The following is a 23,960-nucleotide window of genomic DNA, read 5'->3' on the forward strand; positions in this document are numbered from 1 at the left end:
TAGACACCGTGATGTCAGAGCCCTCACCACCGGTTTCCTCCGCGACCGCCCCCTCCACCGGTCCCGCGACCGGTCCCGCGACCGCCGGCGGGGGCGGGGCCGTGCCCTCCCCCGCGTCGGAGCTGCCGCTGGACCAGGTCAGGACCCTGCTCGCCGTGGTGGACGAGGGGACCTTCGAAGCAGCCGCAGCCGTGCTGCACGTGACGCCCTCCGCGGTCAGCCAGCGGGTCAAGGCGTTGGAACAGCGCACCGGGCGGGTCCTGCTGCTGCGCTCCAAACCGGTGCGGCCGACGGAGTCCGGCCAGGTGCTGGTGCGGCTGGCCCGGCAGGTGGGGCTGCTGGAGCGGGACGCGCACGCCGAACTGGGCCTGAGCGGCACCGGCCGCGCCACGCGGGTACCGGTGGCGGTCAACGCGGACTCCCTGGCGAGCTGGTTCCTGCCCGCCCTCGGCCGGGTGCCGCCCGAGGCGCGGATCTGCTTCGAGCTGCGCCGGGAGGACGAGGGCCACACGGCCGCACTGCTGCGGGAGGGCACGGTGATGGCCGCGGTGACCTCCTCACCGGAGCCGGTCCCGGGCTGTTCGGTCCGGCACCTGGGGCGGATGCGCTACCTACCCGTCGCCCACCCGGACTTCACCGCGCGGCACCTCGACGGGCCGCTGCGCGAGGTGCTGCCCGCGGCGCCCGTGATCGTCTTCGACCGCCTGGACGACCTCCAGGACGGTTTCGTCCGGCGGGTCACCCGCGGACGCTCGGGAGCGAGCGCCGACCGGCACTGGATCCCGACCTCGGAGGGGTACGCCGACGCCGTCGCGGCGGGACTGGGGTGGGGCATGGTCCCCGAGGCGCAGGCCGTCCCCCTGCTGCGCGCCGGGCGGGTCGTCCGCTTCGCCTCGCAGCTCCAGGTGGACGTGTCCCTGTACTGGCAGCAGTGGAAGCTGGACTCCCCGGCCCTGGCCGCGCTGGCCGAGGCGGTCACCGCGACGGCAGCGGAGGAACTGCGTCCCTGACGGGACCGGCCGTCCGGCCCGGGCCGGACGGTTCTCGGCGCCCCGGGACGGACCCGGGTCCGGACGGATGTCCGCCCGGCGCCCCGGACACCTCCGCCGACTCCGCGCCCGACCCGCCGTCCGAAGCACCCGCCTGCCTGGGACCGACCCCCGGCCCGCCGTCCGGAGCACCCGCCTCCCTCGGACCGACCCCCGGCCCGCCGTCCGGAGCACCCGCCTCCCTCGGACCGACCCCCGGCCCACCGTCCGGAGCACCCGCCTCCCCCGGACCCGCGTCCGGCCCGCCGGGCGGGCGGAGGCGGCCGGCCGCGCTGTCCAGCAGCATGTCCAGTGCCGTCGGATACGCGCTGGTGACCATGCGGGCGGCCAGCAGCGGAGCCACCTCGGCGATGCGGGGATGGGTGGCGGCGGGCAGCCGGGCGTAGGTCGACTGCCACATGTCCTCGTCGGCGCGCCGGGCGTCGCCGGGCAGGGCCAGGGACGCGGCGTCCAGTGCGGCGAAGCCCAGGGTGGTGTCGATGAACGCGTGGTAGACGCGGACCGTCTCCGCCGGGGAGAAGCCCGCCGAGCGCAGGATGTCCAGTACGGCCTCGTCGGCGGCGAGTTCGTGGGCGCGGCCGGAGACCCGGCCGGCGGTGAGCACCGCGGCCTGCGGGTGGGAGAGGTAGACCTCGTGGATGCGCAGCCCGAGGGCGCGCAGGTCGGCGCGCCACCGGCCCGTGGGCCGCCAGCCGCCCAGCGCGCGTCCGACGAGCGCGTCCCCGAGGGCGAGCGTCAGGTCGTCCATGCCGCGGAAGTACCGGTACAGCGTGCTCGGGTCGCAGTCCAGGGCGAGGCCGAGCCGCCGGGCCGTCAGACCGGTACTCCCGTGCTCGCGCAGCAGGCGCAACGCGGTCTCGACGATCAGCGTCTCGGACAGCACCCGGCCGCTCCGGGTCGGCCGGCGGCGACGGCGCTTCTCCTCCGGAACCACCCGCTTGGCCATGTCCGGCTCCTTCCCCCGTCCCGGCACCGGGCGGGCGTCCGCGGCCCGCGTCCGGTACGAGGACCTCCTTATGCCAACGCAATTGACCTTACGTCGCCGCGAGGCGTTGTATCTGCCTCACAGGAGCTCCTCGTATCGTCCTGATACGTCACGGAAAGGGAGTGTTCGTCATGCGTGTACTGCTGGTGGGAGCGGGTGGGGTGGGAACGGCCATCACCCGGGTGGCCGCCCGGCGGCCGTTCTTCGAGCGGATGGTCGTCGCCGACTACGACCCGGCCCGCGCGGAGGCCGCCGTGGCGGCGCTCGGCGAGGAGGGCGGCCGGTTCCGTGCCGAGCGGGTCGACGCCGGCGACCAGGCGCAGGTGGCTGCCCTGCTGCGGGAGCACGCGTGCGACGTGCTGCTCAACGCCACCGACCCGCGGTTCGTGATGCCGCTGTTCCGTGCCGCGCTGGACGCCCGGGCCACCTATGTCGACATGGCGATGTCGCTGTCCCGGCCGCATCCCGAGCGGCCGTACGAGGAGTGCGGGGTCAAGCTGGGCGACGAGCAGTTCGCGCTGGCGGAGGAGTGGGAGCGGGCCGGCGCGCTCGCCCTGGTCGGCATGGGGGTGGAGCCCGGGCTGTCCGACGTGTTCGCCCGGTACGCGGCCGACGAACTCTTCGACCGGATCGACGAGATCGGCATCCGGGACGGCGCGAACCTCACCGTCGACGGCTACGACTTCGCCCCGTCCTTCAACATCTGGACCACCATCGAGGAATGCCTCAATCCGCCGGTCGTCCACGAGGCCGGCCGAGGCTGGTACACCACCGAGCCGTTCAGCGAGCCCGAGGTGTTCGACTTCCCCGAGGGCATCGGGCCGGTGGAGTGCGTGAACGTCGAGCACGAGGAGGTGCTGCTCGTTCCCCGCTGGGTGGACACGCAGCGGGTGACCTTCAAGTACGGCCTGGGCCGCGAGTTCATCGACACCCTCAGGACCCTCCACCGGCTGGGCCTGGACAGCACCGAGCCGGTGACCGTGCCGGGCCCGGACGGACCGGTGGCGGTCTCGCCGCGGGACGTGGTGGCCGCCTGCCTGCCCGACCCCGCGACGCTGGGCGAGCGGATGCACGGCAAGACGTGCGCCGGGACCTGGGTGCGCGGGGTCCGGGACGGGAAGCCGCGCGAGGTGTACCTCTACCACGTCGTCGACAACCAGTGGTCCATGGCGGAGTACGGCAGCCAGGCCGTGGTGTGGCAGACCGCCGTCAATCCGGTGGTCGCCCTCGAACTCCTCGCCACGGGTGCCTGGTCGGGGAGCGGGGTGCTCGGCCCCGAGGCGTTCCCGGCCCGTCCGTTCCTGGACCTGCTGAACGACTACGGCTCCCCCTGGGGTCTGCGCGAGCAGTGAGTGTGTGCGCCGCCGCGGTTTCGCCCGGCGGCGACAGGTCACCCGAAATCCGGTAAGGCATCCCAGGGTGCGGATCTACTGCGATCGCAGGTGACTCTCGACATGGACAACTGGCGGAATCGCGCGGCCTGCCGGACCGAGGACCCCGACCTCTTCTTCCCGATCGGCACGTCCGGCCCGGCCCTGTTGCAGACCGAGCAGGCCAAGGCGGTGTGCCGGCGCTGCCCCGTCCAACAGCAGTGCCTGGACTGGGCGCTGGAGAGCGGTCAGACCCTCGGCGTGTGGGGCGGAACGGGCGAGAACGAGCGGCGTGCCCTGAAGCGGCGCGCTGCGCGGCGGACGTCCGGCTGACACGGCGCGCACGGCCGGCGTCCCGGCCGGCGCGGTGACTCCCGAAGGGCCCGGCGCGCCGCGGCCGACCTCCAGGGCCGGACCCCGCCCGTCAGAAGCCCGTCAGAAGCCCGTCGGACGTCCGTCAGAGCCGGGGCCCACCGAGGAGGGAGCCGCGCGCCCGCCGCCGTGCCCGCCACCGGGCACGGCAGTACGCTCGCAGGACACCTGACCCGATCGGAAAGGGGCCCGAGCATGACCGTGCGGGTGCGGCGGGTCTACGAGCCGCCCGAGCCGGAGGACGGGGTCCGGGTCCTCGTCGACCGGCTGTGGCCGCGAGGGCTGGCCAAGGACGCGGCCCGGGTGGACGAGTGGCCCAAGGAGCTGACCCCGTCGACGGAGCTGCGCCGCTGGTACCACGCCGAGGAGCGGCCGTACGAGGAGTTCCGGGCACGGTACGAGGCGGAGCTGGCCGCTCCCGGGGCCGCCGGACTCCTGGACCGGCTACGGCAGTTGGCGCGGGAGGGGGACGTGACGCTGCTGACCGCGTCGAAGGCCCCGGAGCGCAGCCACGCCGAGGTCCTGCTGCGGCTGCTGGAGGACTGACCGCGGGCGGGCCGGGGGCCGTACGTTCCCCCGGACCCGCCCGGCGGCTCAGGCGGTCCGGTCGGCGGCGGCGCGTCCCGCCGCCCGGCCCGAGAAGAGGCAGCCGCCGAGGAACGTGCCCTCCAGGGCGTTGTACCCGTGGACCCCGCCGCCGCCGAAGCCGGCCACCTCGCCGGCCGCGTACAGGCCGTCGACGGGGCGGCCGTCCGCGCCGAGGGCGCGGGAGTCGAGGTCGGTCTGGATGCCGCCGAGGGTCTTGCGGGTCAGGACGTGCAGCTTGACGCCGATCAGCGGGCCCGCCGACGGGTCCAGGATGCGGTGCGGGGACGCCACCCGGCCGAGGCGGTCGCCGAGGTAGCGGCGGGCGTTGCGGATGCCCTGCACCTGGGCGTCCTTGGCGTAGGAGTGGCCGATCTGCAGGTCCCTGGCCTCGATCTGGCGGCGTATCCGGGCCGCGTCGAGCAGCGGCTCGTCGGTGAGCGCGTTCATCTTCTCGACCAGCTGCTCCACGGTCGGGGCGGACACGAAGTCGGCGCCCCGGCGCAGGAAGGCGTCGACCGGTCCGGGCGCCCCCTTGCCCAGCACCCGCTCGCGCAGGAAGGCGGCGCGGTCCTTGGCCGTGATGTCCGGGTTCTGTTCGGAGCCCGACAGCGCGAACTCCTTCTCGATGATCTTCTGGGTGAGCACGAACCAGGAGTGGTCGTACCCGGCGATGTCCTCGGTGGTGCGCAGGTGCCGGAGCGTGCCCAGGGTGTCGTAGCCGGGCAGGCAGGGCGCGGGCAGCCGGCGGCCGAGGGCGTCGAACCACACGGAGGAGGGGCCGGGCAGGATGCGGATGCCGTGCCCCGGCCAGATCGGGTCCCAGTTCCGTACGCCTTCGGTGTAGTGCCACATGCGGTCGCGGTTGACCAGCCGGGCGCCCGCCCGGGCGGTGATGTCGAGCATCCGCCCGTCGACGTAGGCGGGGACGCCGGTGACCATCTCGCGGGGCGGGGTGCCGAGCCGCTCGGGCCAGTACCGGCGGACGATGTCGTGGTCGGCGCCGATGCCGCCGCTGGTGACGATCACGGCCTGGGCGGTGAGTTCGAACTCGCCGGCCGCCTCGCGGCTGGAGGCGACGCCCCGGGGCGAGTCGTCGGGTGCCAGCACCGTGCCGCGCACGCCGTGGGCCCGGCCGTCCGTCATGACCAGGTCGTCGACGCGGTGGCGGTGGTGGAAGGTGAGCAGCCCGTCGCGCGCGGCCTGTCGGGCGGAGCGGACGAAGGGGTCGACGACGCCGGTGCCGGTGCCCCAGGCGATGTGGAAGCGGGGGACGGTGTTGCCGTGGCCGTCGGCGCGCAGGTCGCCGCGTTCGGCCCAGCCCACGGTCGGCAGGAAGGTGATGCCGTGGCCGTTCAGCCAGGACCTCTTCTCGCCCGCCGCCCACTCCACGTACGCCCGTGCCCAGCGGACCGCCCAGCTGTCCTCGTCGTCGAGCCGGTCGAAGCCCGCGCTGCCCCGCCAGTCGCTCCAGGCGAGGTCGAAGGAGTCCTTGATGCGCAGGCGCCGCTGTTCGGGCGAGTCGACCAGGAACAGCCCGCCGAAGGACCAGAAGGCCTGTCCGCCGAGGTTGGCGGCGTTCTCCTGGTCGACGAGGGCGACCCGGCGTCCCCTGCTGGTCAGTTCGTGGGCCGCGACGAGGCCCGCGAGTCCTGCTCCGACGACGATGACGTCGGCGTCCATGGCGACCGTCCCTTCCTTGGTCCGGGCCGCTGCGCGGCCGGCTCGGCGCTGCCGTCGGTGAGCAGCGCGGTCAGCAGTTGTCCCAGCCAGGTGCGGGCGCCCGCCGTGTCCCGGTCCAGCAGCAGCCGGGTGGTGACGCCGTCGTAGGCGGCGACCACGGCGTGCGCGGCGCCGTCGGCGTCGCCGAGCACGGCGGGCAGCGGGGTGCGGGCGCGGCGGAGCCGGTCCGCGATGGCCCGGCGCAGCCGGTCCCGGTGCTCCAGCAGGCCGCGCGCCACCTCGGGACGGCGGGCCGCGTGCACCAGGAAGTCGGTCTTCACCAGCAGCCAGTCCCGGTCGAGCAGCAGCACCTCGGTGACCCGCTCCACGGCGGCCGGCACGTCGAGGCCGGGTCCGTCCTGGGCGAGGGCCTCGGTGATCTGGTCGGCGATGAGGCCGGCCCGCTCGCGGTAGAGCGCGAAGAACAGCTCGTCGAGGGTGGTGAAGTTGGAGTAGAAGGCGCCCCTGGTGTAGCCGGCCGCCGCGCAGATCTCCTCGATGGAGACCCGCCCGAAGCCCTTGTCGGCGAACACGGCGAAGGCGGCGGCGAGGAGCCGGGCCCGCGTGCGCGCGCGGCGCCCGGTGGCCGGGCCGTCCGTGCCCGGTGTCGTCATGCTCGCCTCCCCCCGCGTTCGATACGAGAACGTATCCGATACGGCGGTGTATCCGAAGACCCCCGGACCCGTGACTTCGCACGGACCACCGGAGGCCGCCCCACCGACTAGAACACCTTTTCGATTAGGCGTACGCTGTGGCCATGACCACGCACCACCCCGAAGCGCTCCAGGCCCTCCAGGGCTCGCTCTTCGACCAGACGGACGAGGTGCGGCTCGGCCCGCTGGACGGGGTGCGCCGCACCGAACTGGGCCACGGCGCCTGGATCGACGTGCTGCCGGGCTGGCTCCACGGCTCCGACGCGCTGTTCGCGCGGCTGGCCGCCGAGGTGCCCTGGCGGGCCGAGCGCCGCCGGATGTACGACCGGACCGTGGACGTGCCCCGGCTGCTGTCGTACTACGGCGTCGGCGACCCGCTGCCGCACCCCGTGCTCGAGGAGGCGCGGGACGCCCTCGGCCGGTACTACGCCGACGAACTGGGCGAGCCGTTCGCCACCGCCGGGCTCTGCTGCTACCGCGACGGCCGGGACAGCGTCGCCTGGCACGGCGACCGCATCGGGCGGGGCGCCCGCGAGGACACCATGGTGGCGATCCTCTCCGTGGGCACCCCCCGCGACCTGCTGCTGCGGCCGGTGGGCGGCGGCCGGACGGTGCGCCGTCCGCTCGGACACGGCGACCTGATCGTGATGGGCGGCTCCTGCCAGCGCACCTGGGAGCACGCGGTGCCCAAGAGCACCCGCGCCACCGGGCCGCGCATCAGCGTCCAGTTCCGCCCGCGCGGGGTCAACTGACGTACCGCACGCGCCGGAAGCCTGTCCTCCCCCGCCGCGCTCCCCCACACTGGTGCGCACACCGTGCGGGGAGGGACCATGGGCGCGGACCCCGGGCAGCGGGAGGGCACCGGACGGCGCGGCGAACTGGACGTGCTGCGGGCCCTGGTCGTCGTCGGCCTGGTCTTCTTCCACGCCGCCCTGGTCTTCTCCCCCGACGACGACTTCTACGTCAAGAACGCCGAGACCACCGGTGCCGTGACCGTGCTCGCCGGGTTCGGCGTGGTGTGGGCGATGCCGATGCTGTTCCTCGTCGCGGGGCTGGGCGCACGGCACTCGATCCGCCGCCGCGGGCCGCGCGGGTTCGCCCGGGAACGCCTGCTGCGCCTCGGCGTCCCCCTCGTCTTCGGCACCCTCGTCCTGTGCCCCCTCCCGCAGTGGCTGCGGCTGCGCGCCGCCGGGAGCGCCGACGGCCTGTCGTACGGGGAGTTCTGGCTCCGGTTCCTCAGCGTGCGCCCGGACCTCGCGGACTTCCCCTTCGTGCTGGACGGGGAGCACTTCGAGACCGGGCACCTGTGGTTCGTCGTCCTGCTGCTCGCCTTCAGCCTGCTGCTCGCCCCGGTCGCCGGGCGGCTCGCCGACGCGGCCGGCCGCGCGGTGCCCGCGCTGCGCCGCCGGCCGGCGCTGCTCCTGCTGCCCGCGCTGCCCCTGGCCGCGGTCAACGCGCTGCTCGGCATGGAGGAGGGCTTCGCCGGCTGGAACCGCTGGGCCTACCTGCTGTTCCTCCTGTACGGCTTCGCCCTCGCCGACGACGGGCAGGTCCGGGCCGCGACCCGTCGCGCACGGCTGCCGGCCGGGCTGCTCGGCCTGGCCCTGTTCGCCGGGACGGCACCCGGATTCCTCGCGGGCGACGACCCGTTCACCGCCTGGACCCCGGCCGCCGTGACCACCCGGGCCCTGTTCGGCGCGGCGGGCTGGTGCTGGGTGCTGGCCATCCTGGGCCTGCTCGACCGGCCCCGCGCACGCTCCGGCGGTTCCCCGGACGGGCCCACGGAACGGGCCGCCGCCGACGTGCCGGACGGCGGGCGGCCCGCCGCCTCCCGCCGGGCCGCCCTCCTCGGGTACCTCGCCGTCGCCGCCCTCCCCCTGTACGTCCTGCACCAGCCGGTGGTCGTCGCCCTCGCCTACGGGGTGACCGGATGGCGGGCGCCGATCGCCGTGGAGTACACGGTCATCGTGACCGGCTCGCTCGCGGTGACCCTCCTCCTGTACGAGGCCGGGGTGCGCCGCAGCCGCCCCACCCGGTTCCTGTTCGGGATGCGTCCCCCCTCCCCCGCGCCGCCCGCCCGCAGCCCGGCATCCTGATCTGCCGGTATGTTCGACCAGGGACCAGGAACCACGAACCAGGAACCACGGATCACGACCGGGCAGCCGCGGTGGCCTCCCCCGGCGCCCCGGCGTCCCGGCGGACCCGGACGGCGACCTGCTGCCGCCCGGACACCGGCCCGCACACCGCGAGCCCGTGGTGTACGGCCCTGAGCACCCGCGAGCAGGCCCCATAGGCTGACAGCACGACCACCGCGAGAGGACGACGCGCGACCCATGGCCCTGCAGATCAACGCCACCAAGCCGGAGCACCCCGCGCTGCTGCTGGAACTGCCGTGGCACCTCCCCCTGGAGGAGTGGCCCGAGGAGTACCTGGTGCCGCTGCCGCGCGGCATCTCCCGGCACGTGGTGCGCTACGCCCGCGCCGGTGACGAGGTGGTCGCCGTCAAGGAGCTGGCCGAGCGCCCCGCCCAGCGCGAGTACGGGCTGCTGCGCGACCTGGACCGGATCGACATCCCGGCGGTCGACCCGCTCGCCGTGGTCACCGGCCGCACCGACGCCGCCGGGGAGCCGCTGGAGTCCGTCCTGGTCACCCGGCACCTGGCCGGCTCGCTGCCGTACCGGTCGCTGTTCGAGACGACGCTGCGCCCGGCGACCATGCACCGGCTGATGGACGCGCTGGCCGTGCTGCTGGTGCGGCTGCACCTCGCCGGGTTCGCCTGGGGCGACTGCTCGCTGTCCAACACCCTGTTCCGGCGGGACGCGGGCGCCTACGCCGCCTATCTCGTCGACGCGGAGACCGGCGACCTGCACCCGGAGCTGACCTCCGGGCAGCGCTCCTACGACCTGGAGCTGGCCCGGGTCAACATCAGCGGCGAGCTGATGGACCTGGAGGCGTCCGGGGCGCTGCACCCCTCCGTCGACCCGGTCGAGTTCGGCTCGGAGATCTGCGCCCGCTACGAGGGCCTGTGGCAGGAGCTGACCCGCACGTCGGTGTACCCGGCGGGCAAGTACCACTACATCGAACGCCGCATCCGGCGGCTGAACGCGCTCGGCTTCGACGTGGCCGAGATGCAGATCGAGCACTCCCCGCTCGGGGACTCCGTCACCTTCGTGCCCAAGGTGGTCGACGCCGGGCACCATCCGCGCCAGCTGCTGCGCCTGACCGGGCTGGACGCCGAGGAGAACCAGGCGCGACGGCTGCTGAGCGACCTGGAGAGCTGGATGGCGACCCAGGACGACTACGCCCCGGAGACCGGCGGGGACCGGTCGAACGGCGGCGGCGCCCGCACCGAGGTCCTCGCCCACCGCTGGGTGCGCGACGTGTTCCGCCCGACCGTGCGGGCCGTCCCGCCGGAGCTGCGGGGCGGGATGGACCCGGCGGAGATCTACCACGAGCTGCTGGAGCACCGCTGGTACCTGTCGGAGCGGGCCCAGCACGACATCGGCCTGGACACGGCCGTCGCCGACTACATCGAGAACATCCTGCCCCGCACCCGGTCGGTGCCGGGACCTCCCGGCGACTGAGTGCCGGGCGGCCGGGAGCGGGCCGGACGGGCCCGCTCCCGGAGCCCCTCAGACCTGCGGCACCACGGCCACCGGGCAGTCCGCGTGGTGCAGCACGCCGTGCGCGACCGAACCGATCCGGGCACCGACGGCGGTGCGGCGGGCGCGCCGGCCGACGACCATCAGCTGGGCACTGCCGGCCACCGACAGCAGCACCTGCCCGGCACTGCCCATCTCCACGTGCTCGACGACGTGCACGTCCGGGTGGCGCTCGCGCCACGGGGCGAGCGCCACCGCCAGCGCGTTCCGCTCGTACGGCTCCAGCCCGCCCGCCTCGTCCATCAGGCGCAGCGCACCGGGGCTGTAGGCGAACACCGGCGGAAGCGTCCAGGCCCGCACGGCCCGGACCGTGGCGCCGCGCGCGGCGGCGGTGCGGAAGGCGAAGCCCAGGGCGGCGGCGCTGTCCTCCGGGTCGCCCTGCTGGCCGACGACGACCTCCCGCCCGGCGACCTCGCCCGAGGGACGGTCCTCCGCCCGGACCAGCACGACCGGGCTCGGCGCGTCGACGATGACCTGCTGGCCGACCGAGCCGACCAGGAAGCCCATGATGCGCCCGTGCCCGCGCGAGCCCAGCACCAGCATCTCCGCGTCCGCGGCCACCTCGACCAGGGTGTCGACGGCGTCCCCCTCCAGGGCGTCGCCGCTCACGTCGAGGCCGGGGTGCCGCCCGGTCACCTCGCGCACGGCCTCCGCCACGGACTCGCGCACCCACCGCTCCTGGGTGGCGGCGTCCCCCGCGTCGACCGTGTCGTACGCCTGGAACCGCCAGGCGTGCACCACCCGCAGCGGCAGCCCCCGGCGGACCGCCTCGCGCGCCGCCCAGTTCAGTGCGGCGAGGCTCTCCCCGGTTCCGTCGACCCCTGCCGTGATCGGGCGCGTCATGCGGCCCCCTCCTCGATTCCCTGATGCGTCTGCGCGCGGCGGGCCGGTCTGTCCCCCGCGCGGGCCCCAGTCTTCCCTACGCTGTGCGGATGGGTTTGCAGTGGGATCAGGTGGTGGTGGACGCGGCCGATCCGCACGCCCTCGGGCGCTGGTGGGCCGAGGCGCTCGGCTGGGTGGTGGTGGACGAGTCGGCCGACGAGCTGGAGATCCGTCCGGCGCCGGACCGGCTGCCGGGGCTGCTGTTCGGCGCGGACCCGGGACGCAAGACGGTCAAGAACCGCCTCCACCTCGACTTCCGGCCGGACGACCGGGACGCGGAGGTGGACCGGCTGCTCGCCCTGGGCGCCCGGCACGCCGACGTCGGCCAGAGCGGCGAGGAGCCCTGGGTGGTGCTCGCCGACCCCGAGGGCAACGAGTTCTGCGTGCTCGCCCCCCGCTCCGGCCGGGAGCCCGGCGCAGGCTGAGCGGACCCGCGCGGGGGCCCCTACGATGGGCTGGGTCGGCGCGGTGACCGACGTCGCAGCGGGGGCCGCCGTGCCGGACCCGACCACGCGATGTGGGGGACCCATGGCAGAGGCCACCGACGCGGCGCGCACCGTCATCCTGACCGTGGACGACGACCCGGGGGTCTCCCGTGCCGTGGCGCGGGACCTCAGGCGGCACTACGGCGCCGCGTACCGGATCGTCCGCGCCGAGTCGGGCGAGGCCGCCCTGGACGCGCTGCGCGAGCTGAAGCTGCGCGGGGACCCGGTGGCCGTGCTCCTCGCCGACTACCGGATGCCACGGATGAACGGCATCGAGTTCCTGGAGCAGGCCCTCGACATCCATCCGGGCGCCCGCCGGGTGCTGCTGACGGCGTACGCGGACACCGGCGCGGCGATCGACGCGATCAACGTGGTCGACCTCGACCACTACCTGCTCAAGCCCTGGGACCCCCCCGGAGGAGAAGCTCTACCCGGTCGTCGACGACCTGCTCGCCGCCTGGCGGGCCGGCGACCACCGGCCGGTGCCCAGCACCAAGGTGGTGGGGCACCGCTGGTCGGCGCGGTCCTCGGACGTGCGCGAGTTCCTGGCCCGCAACCAGGTGCCCTACCGCTGGTACTCCTCCGACCAGCCCGAGGGCCGCCGGCTGCTGACCGCCGCGGGCGAGGACGGCACGCGGCTGCCCGTGGTGATCGTCCCGGACGGCACGCCGCTGGTGGAGCCCGAACCCGTGGACCTGGCGGCCCGGGTGGGCCTGGCGACCACCCCTGAAGCCGACTTCTACGACCTGGTGGTGATCGGCGGCGGCCCGGCGGGGCTGGGCGCGGCCGTCTACGGCGCCTCGGAGGGGCTGCGCACCGTGCTGGTGGAGCGGTCGGCGACGGGCGGCCAGGCGGGACAGAGCTCCCGCATCGAGAACTACCTCGGCTTCCCGGACGGGGTGTCCGGGGCGCAGCTCACCGACCGGGCGCGCCGGCAGGCGACCCGCTTCGGGGCGGAGATCCTGACCGCGCGGGAGGTGACGGGGCTGGAGGTGTGCGGCTCCGCCCGGGTCGTGCGGTTCTCGGACGGTTCGGCGGTCGCCGCGCACAGCGTGATCCTGGCGACCGGGGTGTCCTACCGGCGGCTGTCGGTCCCCGGCTGCGCGGACCTGACCGGCCGCGGTGTGTACTACGGGTCGGCGCTCACGGAGGCGGCGGCCTGCCGGGGCGAGGACGTGTACATCGTGGGCGGCGCCAACTCGGCCGGGCAGGCGGCGATGCACCTGGCCCGGGGCGCCGAGTCGGTGACGCTGCTGGTGCGCGGGCCGGACCTGTCCGCGTCGATGTCGTACTACCTGATCCGGCAGATCGAGCGGACGGCGAACATCTCGGTGCGCACCGGCACCGAGGTCGCCGCCGCGCACGGCGACGGGCACCTGGAGCACCTGACGCTGCGCGACACGCGGACCGGCGCGGGTGAACGGGTGGACGCGCACTGGCTGTTCGTGTTCATCGGAGCTGACCGGCTGGCTCGACGGCACGGTGCGGCGGGACGGGAGGGGCTTCCTGCTCGCCGGTCCCGACCTGACCGCGGACGGGCGGCCACCGGACGAGTGGGAGCTGGACCGGCCGCCCTACCACCTGGAGACCAGCGTGCCCGGCGTGTTCGTGGCGGGGGACGCGCGCGCCGAGTCCGCGAAGCGGGTCGCGTCCGCCGTCGGCGAGGGAGCCATGGCCGTGATGCTCGTCCACCGCTACCTGGAGCAGTCGTGAACGGCGTGCCGGGGCCGTGCAGCCCGCGGGAGATCGGCTCGCTGTTCCTGTTCGAGCGGCTCACCCCCGAACAGCTCGGCCGGCTGTGCGACGAGGGGCGGGTGGAGTGGTTCGGGCCCGGCCCGGTCTACGGCGAGGGCGAGCCCGCGACCTGCTTCTACGTGATGCTGGAGGGCACGGTCGTGCTGTCGCGCCGGGTCGGCGGCCAGGACGTCGAGGTCAACCGCACGTCCCAGCGCGGGGTGTACGCGGGGGCGATGCAGGCCTACCTGGGCGACCGGGTGCCGCAGGTGTACACCAACACGATGCGGGTGACGGAGCCGTCGCGGTTCTTCGTGCTGCCCGCGGACACGTTCGCGGCCGTCATGCGGGAGTGGTTCCCGATGGCCGTCCACCTGCTGGAAGGACTGTTCTTCGGGTCCAAGAGCACCCAGCGGGCCATCGGGCAGCGCGAACGGCTGCTGGCGCTCGGCTCGCTGTCCGCCGGTCTGACCCACGAGCTGAACAACCCCGCGGCGGCGGCCGTGCGGGCCACCGCCTCGCTGCGCGAGCGGGTGGGCCGGATGCGGCACAAGCTGCGGGTGATCTCCACCGGCACGTACGAGCCGGAGACCCTGGGCAACCTCATCGACATCCAGGAGCGCACCGCCGAACGCGTCGCGAAGGCGCCCGCCCTGAGCCCGCTGGAGGCGGCGGACCGCGAGGACGCGCTCGCCGACTGGCTCGACGACCACGGGGTGCCCGAGGGCTGGCGCATCGCCCCCACCTTCGTGCAGGCCGGGTTGGACCCGGACTGGCTGGACGGGGTCGCCACCGTCGTGGACGAGGATCTGCTGCCGGGCGCGGTGGGCTGGCTCAACTACACGGTCGAGACCGAGCTGTTGATGGGCGAGATCGAGGACGCGGCGAAACGCGTCTCGCACCTCGTCGACGCGGCCAAGCAGTACGCGCAGCTCGACCGGGCGCCCTTCCAGGTCGTCGACGTGCACGAACTCCTGGACAGCACGCTGGTGATGCTGTCCGCCAAGACCGGGCAGCACATCGAGGTCGTCCGGGACTACGACCGCACCCTGCCGAGGATCCCCGCCTATCCGGCGGAGCTGAACCAGGTGTGGACGAACCTCGTGGACAACGCGGTCGCCGCGATGGACGCGGCGGGCGGCCGGGGCACCCTGACCGTGCGCACCGCGCGGGAGGCGGGGCGGCTGCTGGTGGAGTTCCGCGACACGGGCACCGGCATCCCCGAGGACATCCGCGACCGCGTCTTCGACCCCTTCTTCACCACGAAACCGGTGGGTGAGGGCACCGGGCTCGGCCTGGACATCTCGTGGCGGATCGTGGCGGGCAAGCACCACGGCGTGCTGCGGTTCGACTCCCGGCCCGGTGACACGCGCTTCCAGGTGCTGCTGCCGCTCACCGCCCCGTCCCCCGACGACGAGACCTCCGGGTCCCCCGACACCCCGACCCCTGCGAGTCCCCCCGAGTTCCCCGAGCCCCCCGAGGAGCAGGCATGACCAGCGTCCCCGTCGACCCCTCCGTCCCGCCCAGCGGCCCCGGATGCGCCGACTGCGAGGCCACCGGCGGCTGGTGGTTCCACCTGCGGCGGTGCGCCGCGTGCGGCCACGTCGGCTGCTGCGACAGCTCGCCCGGGCAGCACGCCACGGCGCACTACCGCGCCAGCGGGCACCCGCTGGTGCACAGCTACGAGCCGGGTGAGGACTGGTTCTTCGACTACACCACCGAGGAGCTGTACGAGTCCGGCCCGGCCCTCGCCCCGCCGGACAGCCACCCGGCCGCGCAACCCGCCCCCGGACCGGCGGGCCGGGTCCCCGCGGACTGGACCGCCCGGCTGCACCACTGACCTGCCGCACCCGCTATACGACCCCCGCCCCGGACCCGACAGACCGGACCGCCCGGCCACACCCCCGACCTGCCGCACCCCGCTGCCCGGCCCTCTGCCCGGCCCTCTGCCCGGCCCCGCCCCGGGGCCGCTGCCCCGTGCCAGGATGGGGGCGTGTCACCGACCTCCTTCGCCGGTCCGCTCGTCGGCCGGGACGACGAACTCGCCCGTCTCGCCGGGGTGCTGGAAGGCGCCCGGCGCGGCCAGGCGCGTGCCGTGCTGCTCGCCGGGGACGCCGGGGTGGGCAAGACCCGGCTGCTGGACGAGGTCGCCGTGCGGGCCGCCGCGGACGGGATGACGGTGGTCACCGGGCACTGCGTGGACCTGGGCGACGTGGGCCTGCCGTACCTGCCGTTCACCGAGGTGCTGGGGCGGTTGGCCGCCGACGAGCGGTTCGCGGCCGTCGTCGCGGGCCGCGAGGCGGTCGGCCGGCTGCTGGGCGGCGGCACCGACGCGGTGCGGGACGCGGACGCCCGGCTGCGGCTGTTCGAGGGCGTGGCCGAGCTGCTCGCCGAGATCGCGGACGTCGCGCCGCTGCTGCTGGTGCTGGAGGACCTGCACTGGGCCGACCAGTCCTCGCGCGACCTGCTCCGTTTCCTGCTGGGCCGCGGGGTGCTGCAGGGCCCGGCGGTGGGGTCGCCCGCGCCCCGGCTGGCGGTCTGTGCCTCGTACCGGGCGGACGACCTGCACCGGCGGCATCCGCTGCGGCCGGTGCTGGCGGAGCTGGTGCGGCTGCCCGTGGTGGAGCGGCTGGAGCTGCGACCGCTGCCCGACGCCGACGTGGCCCGGCTGGTGCGGGCGCTGGAGGCGCGGCCCCTGCCGGACGCCACGGTCCGCCGGATCGTGGAGCGCGCGGAGGGCAACGCCTTCTACGCCGAGGAACTGGTCGCCGCCGCCGGCACCCCCGCCGCCGGGGTGCCCAGCGGCCTCGCCGACGTCCTCCTGATCCGGGTGGAGCAGCTGTCGGAGACCGCGCAGCAGGTGCTGCGCACCGCGGCCGTCGCCGGACGCCGGGTGCACCACGAGGTGCTGCGCGAGGCGGTCGGGCTGCCCGAGGACGAGCTGGAGCCGGCCCTGCGGGAGGCCGTGGGACGGCAGCTGCTGGTCGCCGGGGAGGGCGGCACGTACTCCTTCCGGCACGCCCTGGCCCGGGAGGCGGTCTACGCGGACCTGCTGCCGGGCGAACGGGCGCGGCTGCACGGGGCGTTCGCCCGGCTGCTGGCCGAACGCGGGCCGCGGGGGGAGACGGCGGCGGAGCGGGCGCACCACCACCGGGAGAGCCACGACCCGGCGCGGGCGCTCGCCGCGTCGCTGGAGGCCGCCGACCACGCCCAGCGGCTCGGCGCGCCCGCCGAGGAGCTGCGGCACCTGGAGACCGCCCTGGACCTGTGGCCCGCGGTGGGCGCGGAAGGGCTGCCCGAGGGCACGGTGGCCGATCCGGTGGCGCTGACCCTGCGGGCGTCGGCCGCGGCGGCGCACGCCGGTGAACTGCACCGCGCGGTCGCCCTCACCCGGTCCGCGCTGGCGGACCTCGGGCGGGACGCCGACCTGGAGCTCGCCGCGCGGGTGCGGTACACACTGGCCGGGAACCTGCTGCGGGTCGACAGCCTGGCGGCGGCCTTCGCGCACAGCAGCGAGGCGCTGGCGATGATCCCCGCGGAACCGGCGTCGCCGACCTGGGTGTGGGCGGCGGCCACGCACGTCATGACCGCGCGGCAGGTCGGGGAGAACGACACGGCCCTGTCGGTGGCCCACCGGGCGCTGGCGGCGGCCGAACGGCTGGGCATGGCCGACGCGCAGGCCGACCTGCTGATCTCGGTGGTCGGTCTGGAGGAGTTCAGCCGCCACTCCCCCGAAGGGCGCGAACGCCTCACCCGGGCGAGGAAGCTGGCCCGGGAGGCCGGCAACGCGGCGGTGGAGCTGCGGGCCCTGTACAACCTGGCCATGGGCGCCCACGAGGCCGGGGAGCTGGAGGCGTGCCTGCCCCTGCTGACGGAGGGCCTGGACCGGGCCCGCCGCGCCGGGCTGCTGGCGTCGCCGTATCCGCTGGCGATGCGGTACCTGCGGCTGCTGGTGCTGTACGGGACGGGCCGCTGGGACGCGTGCGTGGAGGCCGCGGAGGCCGATGCCCGGGTGCTTCCACCGCTGGGCGGGTACGCGGTCGCGCCCGCGCTGTACGTGGCGCTGGCGCGGGGCGACTTCTCGGTCGTGGAGCGGGTCCGGGCCACGCTGGACGGGCCGTTCGACTGGATGGCGACGCTGGTGGCGGGGATCCTGCTGACCGACGCGGCCGCGCTGCGGGGAGACCCGGAGGAGGCCGTGCGGTGGATGGACGGCACGCTCACCGCCCTCACCGACGCGTCGGGGGCGCAGCCGGACGTCACGGTGCGGCTGGCGGCCCTCGCTCTGGGGGCGGTCGCCGACGCGGCGGCCGAGCGGCGTGCGGCCGGTGACGAGGCCGGCGTCCGCCGGTGGGCCGGGACCGCCGACGACCTGGTGGCGCGGGCCCGGGCGTCGGCCGCGCACAGCGAGGACGGCATGCCGCAGGGCAGCGAGGGCCAGGCGTGGCTGGCCCGGGCGGAGGCCGAGTGGCGCCGGGCGGTGTCGGGGCCGGAGACCGCCGCGTGGGAGCGGGCGGTGGCCGCGTTCGCCGTCGGGGACGTGTACGAGCGGGAGCGGTCCCGGCTGCGGTACGCCGAGGCCCTGCTGACCGCCGGGCGGCGGGAGGAGGCGACGGCCGAGGTCGCCGCCGTGCGCGAGGCGGCCGTTCGGCTGGGTGCCGTACCACTGGTGGAGCGGGCGGAGGCGCTGGCGGCGCGCGGTGGGCTCGACAGGCCGTCCGGGGCGGGGCGGGCCGGTGTGCTGACCGCGCGCGAGCGGGAGGTGCTGCGGCTGCTCGCCCGGGGGCGCAGCAACCGGCAGATCGGCGAGGAGCTGTTCATCAGCGGCAAGACGGCGAGCGTCCACGTGTCGAACATCCTCGGCAAACTGGGCGCGGCGGGCCGTACCGAGGCGGTGGCGATCGCCTATCGGGAGGGGCTGGTCGGCCCGGAGTCCGACGGGCCGGGCCGGGTGGCCGACACGCCCCGACGCCCCACGTCCGCCTGACCGTTTCCGCCGCGTCGCGTCGCCATACTGTGGCGATCGGCGACGCTAGGTGACCATGGGGTGACCTTGCGTCGTCCGGGCCCGGTTGACGGTGCGGCAGAAGCGGAGCGGCGGCGGATGGTCTCGACAGCGGCGACGATGCGTACGGGTGCGGTGGCGGCGGTGGCCGCCCTGTCCCTCCTGACGGTTCCGGCGCACGCCGCCGGCGGGGCGGCCCCGGCGTCGGCCCCGGCGCTCGACGCAGCGGCCCCTGCGTCGGCCCCGACGCTCGACGCAGCGACCCCGGCGCTCGACGCGCCCGATCTGGCCGGTCTGGAGAAGCTGCTGGGGACGGCCCGGACGCAGGGCGCGCCGGGGGCGATGGCGCGGATCGACGACCACGGCACGGTGCTGCGGGCGGCCACCGGTGTGGCGGACCGCGCGACGGGGCGGGCCCTCACCGACGCGGACCGCTTCCGCATCGGCAGCGTGACCAAGGTGATGACCGCCGTGGTGCTGCTGCAACTGGTCGACGAGGGGCGGCTGGAGCTGGACTCCCCCGTCAACCGCCATCTGCCGGGGCTGCTGCCCGACGACCGCATCACGGTCCGTCACGTCCTGAGCCACCGCAGTGGGTTGTACGACTACACCAACGACATGTTCGCCCGGACGGTGCCCGGTTTCGAGGCGGTGCGTACGAAGGTGTTCACCCTGCGCGCGCTGGTGCGCAGGTCGCTGCAGCACCCGCGGACCACGGCGCCGGGCGGCGCCTACCGCTACTCGAACACCAACTTCGTCGTCGCGGGGATGCTGATCCGCACGGTGACGGGCCGGTCCCTGGCGACCGAGTACCGGGAGCGGATCGTCGGACCCCTGGGACTGCGCGACACGTTCTACGTGCATCCGGGCACCGCGCTCCCGGGCCGCCACACCCGCGGCTACCTCACCCCGGACGCGGCCGGCGGGGCGCTCGTCGACGCCACCGAGCAGACGGTGTCCTGGGCGCAGAGCGCGGGCGCCGTCATCTCCACCACGCGGGACGTCAACACGTTCCTCACGGCGCTGATGTCGGGGCGGCTGGTCTCGGCCGCGGCCCTGCGGGAGATGCGGCGCTGGGTGCCGGCGGGCACCGGGCAGGCGTACGGGCTGGGGCTGCGGCGCCGCGACCTGTCGTGCGGGGTGTCGGTGTACGGGCACACCGGTGCCGTCCAGGGCTACTACTCCTACGCGTTCACGTCGAAGGACGGGCGGCGTTCCCTCACGGCGCTGGCCACCACCTCGAACAACGCGAAGGTGATGGGCACGATGCTGCGGACGCTGGACGCCGCGTTCTGCGGGCGCTCGGCCGCCCGCGCCGCCGCGCCGTCCGTCCCGGTGCACGAGGACGTGGCGCCGCAGGTGGCCCGGCACTGAGGGCGGGCGGTTCCGCCGGGGGCGGACGGCCCCTCCCGTTTCTTGGCGGAGGGCGGGTGTCCGGGTGAGGATGACGCCATGAAGGGTGATCTCTTTTCCAGCCGGCACATGGTGCAGCCCGCCACGGCCCCGGGCATGACCGTCGAGAACGCGAAGTGCATCCGGTACGTGGTCAACGGGGAGATGCTCGCCCGGCAGGGTGCGATGGTCGCCTACCGCGGCAGCCTGCAGTTCGAACGCAAGGGCCAGGGCGTGGGCGGCATGCTGAAGCGGGCCGTGACCGGTGAGGGGCTGCCGCTGATGGCGGTGCGCGGGCAGGGCGAGGCGTGGTTCGCGCAGGAGGCGCAGAACTGCTTCATCGTCGACGTCGAGCCCGGTGACGAGTTCACCGTCAACGGCCGCAACGTGCTGTGCTTCGACCCCACCCTGGCGTATCGGATCAGCACGGTGAAGGGCGCCGGTATCACCGGCGGCGGCCTGTTCAACAGCGTGTTCACCGGGTACGGCCGGCTGGGGCTGGTGTGTGACGGCAATCCCCTGGTCATCCCGGTCTCGCCGCAGCAGCCGGTGCACGTCGACACCGACGCCGTCGTGGGGTGGACGGCGGGGCTGGCCACCTCGCTGAACCGGTCGCAGTCGTTGGGGTCGATGCTCCGCGGGGGCTCGGGCGAGGCGGTCCAGCTGGTGCTCCAGGGTGAGGGGTACGTCGTGGTGCGGCCCAGCGAGGCGACCCCGCACAAGCCGCAGCAGCACTGAGGGGAGCGGCCGTCGGGCGGTGCCCGTCGCGCCGCAGGCCGGGCGGCCCGACGGACGGTCCGCCGCGCGAGGGCCGCGCGGTCCGGTGCCGCCCGTCCCGGTTGACCCGGGCCGCGCACCGGGGTGAGAGTGCGTCACGGCGTGGATCACGACCCCCGCGCCGGAAAGGTGACCGACATGATCGGGATCTCGCGGATCGAGGCGGCGGCCGAACGGATCGCCGGGCACGTGGTGCGGACGCCGACCGTCCCCAGTCCTGGACTGTCGGCCCTCCTGGGCGTCCCGGTCACGGCAAAGCTGGAACTGCTGCAGCGCACCGGGTCGTTCAAGGCCCGGGGAGCGGCCTCGAAGCTGCTGGCGCTCGGGGAGGCCGAGCGGGCCGCCGGTGTGGTGGCCGTCAGCGGCGGCAACCACGGCATCGCGCTCGCGGTCATGGCCTCCGCCCTGGACGTGAAGGCGACGGTGGTGATGCCGCGTTCGGCTCCGGCGCGTGCCGTGGAGGTCGCCGAGTCGGCCGGGGCGACGGTGCGGCTCACCGAGGACATGGACGGCGCCTTCGCGCTGACGGCCCGGCTCCAGGAGGAGGGGCTGACCCTGGTCCACCCGTTCGACGATCCCGAGGTGATCGCCGGACAGGGCACCGTGGGACTGGAGTTGGCCGAGGACGCCGACGAGGTCACCGACGTGCTGGTCAGCATCGGGGGCGGTGGGCTGATCTCCGGCGTGGCCGCCGCCCTGCGGGCCCGGCGGCCGGGCGTGCGGGTCTGGGGGGTGGAGACCGGGGGCGCCGAGGCCATGTCCGAGGCGCTGGCCGCGGGCGGTCCGGTGCCGGTGGCGCTGTCGTCGGTCGTCTCCACGCTGAGCGCCCCGAGCGTGTCGACGCTGACCTACGAGCACGTCGCCGAGCTGGTCACCGAGGTGCTGGTGGTGCCGGACCGGGAGGCGGTGCGCGGGTCGCTCGACCTGGCCGAGCACGCCAAGGTGTGGACGGAACCGGCCGCCGGCTGTCTGCTGCCCGCGGCCCGGCAGGTGCGGGAGCGGGTCGGCGACGGCGCCCGGCTCGGACTGGTCGTCTGCGGCGGCAACGCGACCACCGCCGACATGGCGGTCTGGGCCGACCGCTTCGGACTGCGCTGACCGCACGGGCGGCGCCGGTGGCGCCGGTGGCACGGGCGGCGCCGGTGGCACGGGCGGCGCGGGCGGCACGCGCGGCACACACGGCACGCGTGGCGCGGCTGCCGCCACGGGCGCTCCCGCCGGCGGCGGCCGAACCCGGCGGGCCGCCGCCCGCCGGCAGGGGCCGTATCCCGGCGGGCCGCCGCCATTTCCTGCTTCCTTCGCATTCCGCCTTACCGGGTGGCCCGCTCCTTTTCCCTCCCCGCTCCGGGCTTTACCGCGGGTTACTCCAGGTGGGCCGGGGGCGGTTCTTTCACCGCCCCCGGAAAGGAGGGGGGACGGCCCGCCGAACGGCACAGCGTGCCAGGTGGGCCGCGTCCCGCCCGCTCCCGGGAGATCCGCCGATACCTGCGCGGGCCACGGTTTTGGAAATACGGGCCGGAAAACTCCGGCGCCGCGATCCGGCCGCGTTTTCATTGAACCGATCGGGCCCCCTTCTCCGTACCTGTGCCCAAGGCGGAAACAGCGGTCGGACGAGGGATGACCATGGGCAGGGCGCACGTCTCCACGCACGAGTCGGTCGGTGGTCGGTTCCGGCTGGTCGAGGTCCTCCACCGGGAGACCAACCGCGTCTGCTGGTACGCCGACGACATCCGGTCGGGCCGCCCCTGCCTGGTCACCCGGACCGGTCTGCCCGAGGACACCTCCGACGACACCGCGCGCCGGGTCCTGTCGCGCGTCCTGCGCACCACCGAGAGCGTGGACCGGCTGGCACCGGGGCGGGTGGCGACCGTGGTGGAGGCCTTCGACGAGGACGGCGCGCTGTGGACGGTCACCGCGTGGATCGACGGCATTCCGCTCGGGCAGCTCCTCGCCGAGCAGGGCACGGTCAACCCCGTGCGGGCCGCCCGCATCGGCCTGGAACTGCTCGACGTGCTGGACGCCGCCCACGCCCAGGGCGTCACGCACGGCGAACTCAGCCCCGGACAGGTCTTCGTGCGGGACACCGGCCCGGTCGTCGTCACCGGGTACGGGCTCGTCGGCGCGACCCTGGCACCGCGGCTGACCGCGCCGTCGTACGCCTCGCCGGAGCAGGCCCGCGACGAACGCGTCGGCCCGGCCGCCGACCTCTGGGCGCTGGGCGCCCTCCTCTACACGATGGTGGAGGGACGTCCGCCGTTCCGGGACCGGGGGCGGCCCGAGGCGACGCTGCGGGGCGTGGACCGGCTGCCGCTGCGCTCCCCCGTGCGGGCCGGGCCCCTCACCCGGGTCGTGCAGGGACTGTTGCGCAAGGACGCGCGGGAACGGCTGACCCGTCAGGTGGCGCGCGAGGCCCTCACCCGCGTCCTCAGCGAGGAACCCGGGGCGGGAGCGGTGGCGGAGGCCGGACGTCCCCGGCTGCGTGGTGTCGGCTTCGCCGTGGTGCGGCGCGCGGGCCGGAGGTGGAGCCGCCGGACGACGGTCCTCGGCACCGCCCTGGCCGTCGTCGTCGTGACGGTCGCCGTGCTGGCCGCGACGCGGTCGCTGCCGGGCGACGGCCCGTCCGCCGCCGGATCCCCGGCCGCACCGCCCGCCGCCACCTCGGCACCCCCGTCGGCGCCGGCGGCCCCGCCGTCGCCCGGCGGGACCCCGGAGGGCGGGGACCGGGACCCGGCCGCGCCGCCCACCTCGCCGTCCACCCCGCCGGGCAGGGCCGAGCCGTCCCCGTCCGGCACGGGCCGACTGCCCGAGGGGTTCCGCGTCCTGCGCGCGCCGGAGGGCTTCTCCGTCGCGCTGCCCGCGGGCTGGGAACGGGTGTCCACCACGCCGGGGGCCGAGGGGTCCTACCGTGCCACCTTCGGCGCCGACGACGATCCGCGCACGCTCGCGGTGACCTACAGCGAGCGGGTCGGCCCGGACCCGGTCGCGGTGTGGCGGGACGACGTGGAGCCCGGCCTGAAGCGCACCGCGGGCTACCAGCGCATCGGCGCGATCCGGGCGCTGACCTACCAGGGGCGGAAGGCCGCCGACATGGAGTGGTACGCCACCGTCGACGGCACCCGGGTGCGCACCCTGGGCCGCGGGGTCCTCCTGAGCGGCGGGCGCGGCTTCTCGCTGCGCTGGACGACCCCGGCCGCGGACTGGGAGGGGCCCGCCGAGGAGGAGGCGCTGCGCACCGTCCTGCGGACCTTCCGGCCCGGCACGGACTGACCACCGGGGCCGCGTCCACG

Annotated in this window: 18 protein-coding genes and 2 pseudogenes; 16 read left to right on the plus strand and 4 right to left on the minus strand. The window is 75.3% G+C overall.

Features of this window, described 5'->3' with window-relative positions; genetic code table 11:
• Nucleotides 1-101 precede the first annotated feature (101 nt).
• On the plus strand, nucleotides 102-1,010 hold the full coding sequence (locus AB0F01_RS21685) for a LysR family transcriptional regulator ArgP (RefSeq protein ID WP_362098105.1): 909 nt from the start codon (nucleotides 102-104) through the stop codon (nucleotides 1,008-1,010).
• A 304-nt stretch (nucleotides 1,011-1,314) separates the two neighbouring features.
• Here AB0F01_RS21685 and AB0F01_RS21690 read toward each other — a convergent pair.
• A pseudogene (locus AB0F01_RS21690) lies at nucleotides 1,315-1,995 on the minus strand (TetR/AcrR family transcriptional regulator); the annotation flags it as partial.
• Nucleotides 1,996-2,165: 170 nt separating this feature from the next.
• On the opposite strand from AB0F01_RS21690, the gene AB0F01_RS21695 reads away from it, so the two are divergent.
• From AB0F01_RS21695 to AB0F01_RS21705, 3 genes are all read left to right on the plus strand, one after another.
• The gene (locus AB0F01_RS21695) at nucleotides 2,166-3,386 is read left to right on the plus strand and encodes a saccharopine dehydrogenase C-terminal domain-containing protein (RefSeq protein WP_362098108.1); all 1,221 of its coding nucleotides are present in this window, start codon (nucleotides 2,166-2,168) and stop codon (nucleotides 3,384-3,386) included.
• Between the two features lie 102 nt (nucleotides 3,387-3,488).
• The gene (locus AB0F01_RS21700; RefSeq protein WP_362098215.1) at nucleotides 3,489-3,737 is read left to right on the plus strand and encodes a WhiB family transcriptional regulator; all 249 of its coding nucleotides are present in this window, start codon (nucleotides 3,489-3,491) and stop codon (nucleotides 3,735-3,737) included.
• A 234-nt stretch (nucleotides 3,738-3,971) separates the two neighbouring features.
• Entirely contained in the window at nucleotides 3,972-4,322 is a 351-nt protein-coding gene (locus AB0F01_RS21705; RefSeq protein WP_362098111.1) for a DUF488 family protein, read from the plus strand.
• Between the two features lie 48 nt (nucleotides 4,323-4,370).
• Here the strand turns inward: AB0F01_RS21705 and AB0F01_RS21710 are convergent, their stop codons facing one another.
• Both AB0F01_RS21710 and AB0F01_RS21715 read right to left on the minus strand, forming a co-directional pair.
• Complete coding sequence (locus AB0F01_RS21710) at nucleotides 4,371-6,044, minus strand: FAD-binding dehydrogenase (RefSeq protein ID WP_362098114.1); 1,674 nt, start codon at nucleotides 6,042-6,044, stop codon at nucleotides 4,371-4,373.
• A complete protein-coding gene (locus AB0F01_RS21715) occupies nucleotides 5,981-6,697 on the minus strand; it encodes a TetR/AcrR family transcriptional regulator (protein ID WP_362098117.1) in 717 nt (238 codons plus the stop codon). Before AB0F01_RS21715 ends, AB0F01_RS21710 begins: the two co-directional genes overlap by 64 nt.
• A 143-nt stretch (nucleotides 6,698-6,840) precedes the next feature.
• Between AB0F01_RS21715 and AB0F01_RS21720 the strand changes: the two genes are divergently transcribed.
• The 3 genes from AB0F01_RS21720 (at nucleotide 6,841) to AB0F01_RS21730 (ending at nucleotide 10,320) form a co-directional block, all read left to right on the plus strand.
• A complete protein-coding gene (locus AB0F01_RS21720) occupies nucleotides 6,841-7,488 on the plus strand; it encodes an alpha-ketoglutarate-dependent dioxygenase AlkB (protein WP_362098120.1) in 648 nt (215 codons plus the stop codon).
• A gap of 78 nt (nucleotides 7,489-7,566) precedes the next feature.
• Nucleotides 7,567-8,832, plus strand: a complete 1,266-nt coding sequence (locus AB0F01_RS21725) for an acyltransferase (RefSeq protein ID WP_362098123.1) — start codon at nucleotides 7,567-7,569, stop codon at nucleotides 8,830-8,832.
• A gap of 237 nt (nucleotides 8,833-9,069) precedes the next feature.
• On the plus strand, nucleotides 9,070-10,320 hold the full coding sequence (locus AB0F01_RS21730; protein WP_362098126.1) for a DUF4032 domain-containing protein: 1,251 nt from the start codon (nucleotides 9,070-9,072) through the stop codon (nucleotides 10,318-10,320).
• 48 nt (nucleotides 10,321-10,368) lie between these two features.
• Here the strand turns inward: AB0F01_RS21730 and AB0F01_RS21735 are convergent, their stop codons facing one another.
• Nucleotides 10,369-11,241 carry a universal stress protein gene (locus AB0F01_RS21735; RefSeq protein WP_362098129.1) on the minus strand — a complete coding sequence of 291 codons (873 nt, stop codon included), beginning with the start codon at nucleotides 11,239-11,241 and terminating at the stop codon, nucleotides 10,369-10,371.
• Between the two features lie 89 nt (nucleotides 11,242-11,330).
• On the opposite strand from AB0F01_RS21735, the gene AB0F01_RS21740 reads away from it, so the two are divergent.
• The 9 genes and pseudogenes from AB0F01_RS21740 (at nucleotide 11,331) to AB0F01_RS21780 (ending at nucleotide 23,940) form a co-directional block, all read left to right on the plus strand.
• Complete coding sequence (locus tag AB0F01_RS21740; protein ID WP_362098131.1) at nucleotides 11,331-11,705, plus strand: VOC family protein; 375 nt, start codon at nucleotides 11,331-11,333, stop codon at nucleotides 11,703-11,705.
• Between the two features lie 103 nt (nucleotides 11,706-11,808).
• Nucleotides 11,809-13,478 (plus strand): annotated as a pseudogene (locus AB0F01_RS21745) (FAD-dependent oxidoreductase).
• Nucleotides 13,475-14,992 (plus strand): ATP-binding protein, encoded by a 1,518-nt coding sequence (locus AB0F01_RS21750; protein ID WP_362098134.1) that lies wholly within the window; start codon nucleotides 13,475-13,477, stop codon nucleotides 14,990-14,992. Before AB0F01_RS21745 ends, AB0F01_RS21750 begins: the two are co-directional and overlap by 4 nt.
• Nucleotides 14,989-15,339 (plus strand): UBP-type zinc finger domain-containing protein, encoded by a 351-nt coding sequence (locus tag AB0F01_RS21755; protein WP_362098137.1) that lies wholly within the window; start codon nucleotides 14,989-14,991, stop codon nucleotides 15,337-15,339. Before AB0F01_RS21750 ends, AB0F01_RS21755 begins: the two co-directional genes overlap by 4 nt.
• 153 nt (nucleotides 15,340-15,492) lie before the next feature.
• A complete protein-coding gene (locus AB0F01_RS21760; protein ID WP_362098144.1) occupies nucleotides 15,493-18,486 on the plus strand; it encodes an AAA family ATPase in 2,994 nt (997 codons plus the stop codon).
• 117 nt (nucleotides 18,487-18,603) lie between these two features.
• On the plus strand, nucleotides 18,604-19,878 hold the full coding sequence (locus AB0F01_RS21765; protein ID WP_362098147.1) for a serine hydrolase domain-containing protein: 1,275 nt from the start codon (nucleotides 18,604-18,606) through the stop codon (nucleotides 19,876-19,878).
• A 78-nt stretch (nucleotides 19,879-19,956) separates the two neighbouring features.
• Complete coding sequence (locus AB0F01_RS21770) at nucleotides 19,957-20,634, plus strand: AIM24 family protein (protein ID WP_362098150.1); 678 nt, start codon at nucleotides 19,957-19,959, stop codon at nucleotides 20,632-20,634.
• A 177-nt stretch (nucleotides 20,635-20,811) separates the two neighbouring features.
• Nucleotides 20,812-21,771 carry a threonine/serine dehydratase gene (locus tag AB0F01_RS21775; protein WP_362098153.1) on the plus strand — a complete coding sequence of 320 codons (960 nt, stop codon included), beginning with the start codon at nucleotides 20,812-20,814 and terminating at the stop codon, nucleotides 21,769-21,771.
• A gap of 525 nt (nucleotides 21,772-22,296) precedes the next feature.
• Nucleotides 22,297-23,940, plus strand: coding sequence for a serine/threonine-protein kinase (locus AB0F01_RS21780; RefSeq protein ID WP_362098156.1), 1,644 nt, complete (start codon nucleotides 22,297-22,299; stop codon nucleotides 23,938-23,940).
• The last annotated feature ends 20 nt before the right edge of the window (nucleotides 23,941-23,960 follow it).

The sequence above is a fragment of the Streptomyces sp. NPDC029526 genome, assembly GCF_040637405.1.
GTDB lineage: Bacteria > Actinomycetota > Actinomycetes > Streptomycetales > Streptomycetaceae > Streptomyces.